This window comes from Aeromonas sp. 604176, assembly GCF_049170755.1.
Taxonomy (GTDB): domain Bacteria; phylum Pseudomonadota; class Gammaproteobacteria; order Enterobacterales; family Aeromonadaceae; genus Aeromonas; species Aeromonas veronii_A.
Window position 1 is genome coordinate 1 of record NZ_JAAKNE010000182.1, and the last position, 4,732, is coordinate 4,732.

Annotated in this window: 4 protein-coding genes; 3 read left to right on the forward strand and 1 reads right to left on the reverse strand. The window is 57.2% G+C overall.

Annotated elements, in window-relative coordinates:
- From G5358_RS20100 to ppiD, 3 genes are all read left to right on the forward strand, one after another.
- Positions 1-999: S16 family serine protease (locus G5358_RS20100; protein ID WP_421324788.1), on the forward strand; the 999-nt coding region annotated here is incomplete at its 5' end.
- A 240-nt stretch (positions 1,000-1,239) separates the two neighbouring features.
- Positions 1,240-1,512, forward strand: coding sequence for a nucleoid-associated protein HU-beta (gene hupB / locus G5358_RS20105; protein ID WP_005315375.1), 273 nt, complete (start codon positions 1,240-1,242; stop codon positions 1,510-1,512).
- A gap of 150 nt (positions 1,513-1,662) precedes the next feature.
- Positions 1,663-3,576, forward strand: coding sequence for a peptidylprolyl isomerase (gene ppiD, locus G5358_RS20110; protein ID WP_421324789.1), 1,914 nt, complete (start codon positions 1,663-1,665; stop codon positions 3,574-3,576).
- Positions 3,577-3,796: 220 nt separating this feature from the next.
- On the opposite strand, the gene G5358_RS20115 is transcribed toward ppiD, so the two are convergent.
- The coding region (locus G5358_RS20115) for an ATP-binding cassette domain-containing protein (protein WP_421324790.1) at positions 3,797-4,732 on the reverse strand (936 nt) is incomplete at its 5' end.

Consider the following 4,732-nt stretch of genomic DNA (forward strand, 5'->3'; position numbering starts at 1 on the left):
AACGATCACTATCTGGAAGTGGATTATGACCTGTCGGACGTGATGTTCGTGGCCACCTCCAACTCCATGAACATCCCGGGTCCCTTGCTGGACCGGATGGAAGTGATCCGTCTCTCCGGTTACACCGAAGATGAGAAGCTCAACATTGCCAAGCAGCATCTGGTTGCCAAGCAGATCCAGCGCAACGGCCTGAAAGAGTCCGAGATCACCATCGAAGATTCTGCCCTGGTCGGAGTGATCCGCTACTACACCCGCGAGGCGGGGGTGCGGAGTCTGGAGCGCGAGATCTCCAAGATTTGTCGCAAGGCGGTCAAGCGCATCCTGCTGGACAAGAGCATCAAGCATGTTCAGGTCAATCAGGAGAACCTCAAGGAGTTCCTCGGGGTGCAGCGTTTCGATTACGGCAAGGCCACCGACCAGAATCAAGTGGGTCAAGTGTGTGGTCTGGCGTGGACCGAAGTGGGGGGCGATCTGCTCACCATCGAGACCACCAACATGCCGGGCAAGGGCAAGCTCACTTATACCGGTTCCCTCGGTGACGTAATGCAGGAGTCCATTCAGGCGGCCATGACGGTCGTACGAGCCCGTGCCGAGAAGCTGCGCATCAATGCCGACTTCTACGAGAAGCGCGATATCCACGTGCACGTACCGGAAGGGGCAACCCCGAAAGATGGTCCGAGCGCCGGTATCGCCATGTGTACCGCCCTGGTCTCCAGCTTGACCGGTAATCCGGTTCGTGCTGATGTGGCGATGACAGGGGAGATCACCTTGCGCGGCGAAGTGCTGCCCATCGGCGGTCTCAAGGAGAAGTTGCTGGCAGCCCACCGTGGCGGCATCAAGCGAGTGCTTATTCCGAAAGAGAACGAGCGTGACCTTGAGGAGATCCCGGCAAACGTCAAACAAGACCTTGAAATTTATCCGGTTCGCTGGATTGACGAGGTGCTGGAATTGGCGTTGCAGGACAATCCACAGGGGTTTGAGCGCGTTTCTGTCGTGTAAATGTTGATGCGCCGCAAATTTGGCGCATTCGGCGGGTGGTTAAGGCTTGCATGCGCCCGATAACGGAAGTAGCCTTGACCACCGATCGGGTACTCGTGATGAGTCGCAATGCGTTGTGTGGCGCGGGTTTGCGCCAGATTGTCACTTGCAACTGATCAGGAGGCTTGCTATAAAACCTCCACTTGTTGTGGCCAGGGAAATCAGCGCCGCAGCGGTGTTCGATAAAAGGGGAATATAAGAGTGAATAAATCTCAACTGATTGACAAGATTGCAGACGGTGCCGATATCTCCAAAGCTGCCGCTGGCCGTGCGTTGGATGCCTTCATTGATGCTGTTGGTGAAGCGCTGAAAGAGGGTGACCAGGTTGCTCTGGTTGGTTTCGGTACTTTCGCTGTACGCGAGCGTGCTGCCCGTTCAGGCCGTAACCCGCAGACTGGCGCGACCATCGAAATCGCTGCTGGTAAAGTTCCTGCCTTCAAAGCCGGTAAGGCCCTGAAAGACGCTGTTAACTAAGTCGGTCGCTGATATCCGTCGGCTACCGTCCTTGGTCGCAGACCAGACAAGTTAGAGAGTCTTCTCTCATACTGATTGACCAAGGCGCATCGCAATCGGTGCGCCTTTTTATTGTTTACGCCCATCGAGTTCGGGAGCATAAGTACAAACATGATGTTGGATAAACTACGCGAAGGGGCGCAGGGCAAGGTAGCCAAGGTTATCTTGGGCCTGATCATCCTCTCCTTTGCCTTGGCTGGTGTAGGTAGTTACCTGAACGGCCCGGCCCGTACCGCCCCCGCCACTGTCAACGGCACAGAAATCAGTGCAACCGCACTGGAAAATGCCTACCGCAACGAGCGCGCCCGCATGGAATCCCAGATGGGAGAGGCATTCAGCCAGCTGGCAGCGAACCCCGATTACATGAAACAGTTCCGTCGCGGTGTGCTGGATAGGCTGATCGATCAGGCGCTGCTGGATAGCAAGGCCCGTGAACTGGGTCTGCGCATCAGTGACGAGCAGATCAAGCAAGCCATCGTAGCGATGCCGGAGTTTGCCGAGAACGGCAAGTTCAACAATGACCGCTATCTGCAGCTGATCCGTCGTGCCGGCATGACTCCCGAAATGTTCCGTGACACCCTGCGTCAGGACATGGTGCGTCAACAGTTGATGAGCGCCCTGCTGGGCACCGAATTCTCCCTCAAGGGTGAAGCGGAGCAGCTCGACAAGCTCTACAACCAGACTCGCGATCTGCGTCTGGTGCGTCTGGCTGCCGCCAACTACATGGCTGACGTTCAGGTCTCCGACAACGAGCTCGAGCAGTACTACAAGACCAATGGCGCCCGTTTCATGAACGACGAGCAGGTCAAGGTCGACTATCTGCTGCTGGACGCTGCCAACCTCGCCAAGGATATCAAGGTCACCGAGCAGGATGCCCAGGATTACTACGATCAGCACCAGGATCTGTTCCAGCGTGCCGAGCGTCGCCACGTGGCTCACATCCTTATCCCGTTTGGCAAGGACGAGAAAGCGGCCGAGCAGAAAGCAGAAGCCGTTTTGGCCAAAGCCAAGGCGGGCGATGATTTCGCTGCGCTGGCCAAGGCTGACTCTTCCGATACCTTCTCTGCCAAAAAAGGCGGTGAGCTGGACTGGTTCGAGAAAGGGGTGATGGATCCGGCCTTCGAGAAAGCCGCGTTCGCCCTGAACAAGGCTGGCGATCTCTCCGGCGTGGTGAAGAGCCCGTTCGGTTTCCACATCATCAAGCTGCTGGGGGTTGAAGCAGCCCAGACCAAGCCGTTTGCCGATGTGAAAGAAGAGACCATCACTCGTCTGCAAGCTGACAAGGCCAAGGAGAAATTCTTCGCCGAGCAGCAGAAGATGGCTGACAACAGCTTCGAAAACCCGGACTCGCTGGATCTGACCGCTGATGCCATGGGGATGAAGGTTCAATCTTCCGATTTCTTCACCCAGGCGACTGCTCCGGCTCCGCTGAACGATCCCAAGGTGCTTTCCGTAGCGTTCTCCGAACAGCTGCGCGATGACAACACCAACTCCGACGTGATCGAGCTGGCTGACGGCAAGGCGCTGGTGCTGCACATCACTGGTCACAAGCCCAAAGCGGTCAAGCCGCTGGCCGAGGTGAAAGAGCAGGTGATTGCCGCCATCAAGCATGACAAGGCTAGCGAAGTGGCCCGTGGCAAGGCCCAGGGCCTGCTGGACAAGCTGAAGGTAGGTGAGAGCATCACCGCCGATCTGACTGCACTCGGTCTGAAAGTGGAGACCCACAAAGGGGTTGCCCGCTTCGATCGCGAGCTGGATCAGAACCTGATTGCCCAGGCGTTCACGCTGCCCCATCCGATCGACGGCAAGCCGAGCGTGGCTCTGGTTGCCGGGACCAATGGTGACCGCGTTGTGGTTGCGCTGGACAAGGTCAACGTCCCTGCCGCCGCATCCGGTATGGCCGCCATGCTGCAAGCTCAGCTGGGTCAGGGCAAAGCCCAGGTGGATTACAAATCTCTGATCGACGAGTTGCGTAAAGCGGCCAAGATCGAGTACTTCACCAGCGTGGAAGCGACCGTCGAGTAATCGTCAGTTCAATTCAGTGAAAACGGCTCCTTGATGGAGCCGTTTTTTTATCTGTGGGCAAGAGGGGGGATATTCAAGCTCTGCTCTCTGCTCTCTGCTCTCTGCCCTCTGCTCTGTGGCGTGTAGTCACACCACTGCTATACGCCATCTCAGTCGTCTAAATACGGGATATAAAAAAACCGGCACATGAGTGCCGGTTTTGCATTGCGCACTTGCGGGGTTATACCACGCCCTGGGTGCGCAGGTAATCCTCGTAGGTGCCGCCGAAGTCGCGGATGCCATCTTCAGTCAGCTCCAGGATGCGGGTCGCCAGGGAGGAGACGAACTCGCGATCGTGGGAGACGAAGATCAGGGTCCCCTGGTAGAGCTCCAGTGCCATGTTCAAGGATTCGATGGATTCCATGTCCAGGTGGTTGGTCGGCTCATCCATGATCAGGATGTTGGGGCGTTGCATCATCAGCTTGCCGAACAGCATGCGGCCCTGTTCACCACCGGAGAGCACCTTGACCGGCTTCTTGATGTCGTCCTGGGAGAAAAGTAGACGGCCCAGTACGGAGCGTACAGCCTGCTCGTCTTCGTTCTCCTGTTTCCACTGGGCCATCCAGTCGAACACGTTGAGATCGGTGTCGAAATCTTCGGCGTGATCCTGAGCGTAGTAACCGATCTGGGCGTTCTCGGACCACTTGATGCTGCCGGTATCCGGAGCCAGTGCACCGACAAGGGTCTTGATCAGGGTAGACTTACCGATACCGTTGGTACCCAGAATGGCGACCTTTTCGCCCACTTCCATCATCATGTTGAGGCCCTTGAACAGGGGACCGTCGCCATACCCCTTGGATACACCTTCCACTTCCAGGATGTTGCGATAGAGCTTTTTGTCCTGCTCGAAGCGGATGAAGGGGTTCTGGCGGCTGGAGACCTTGACGTCCTCAATCTTGATCTTGTCGATCTGCTTGAGACGGGAGGTCGCCTGACGGGACTTGGAGGCGTTGGCGCTGAAACGGGAGACGAAGGATTGCAGATCGGCGATCTGGGCCTTCTTCTTGGCGTTGTCGGCCAGTAGACGCTCGCGCGCCTGGGTGGCGGCCAGCATGTAGTCGTCGTAGTTGCCCGGGTAGACGCGCAGCTCGCCGTAGTCCAGATCCGCCATGTGGGT

What these genes read in the sequence shown, in the direction of transcription:
- ppiD (WP_421324789.1), top strand. Translation starts at nt 1,663, where the DNA reads ATGATGTTGGATAAACTACGCGAAGGGGCGCAGGGCAAGGTAGCCAAG.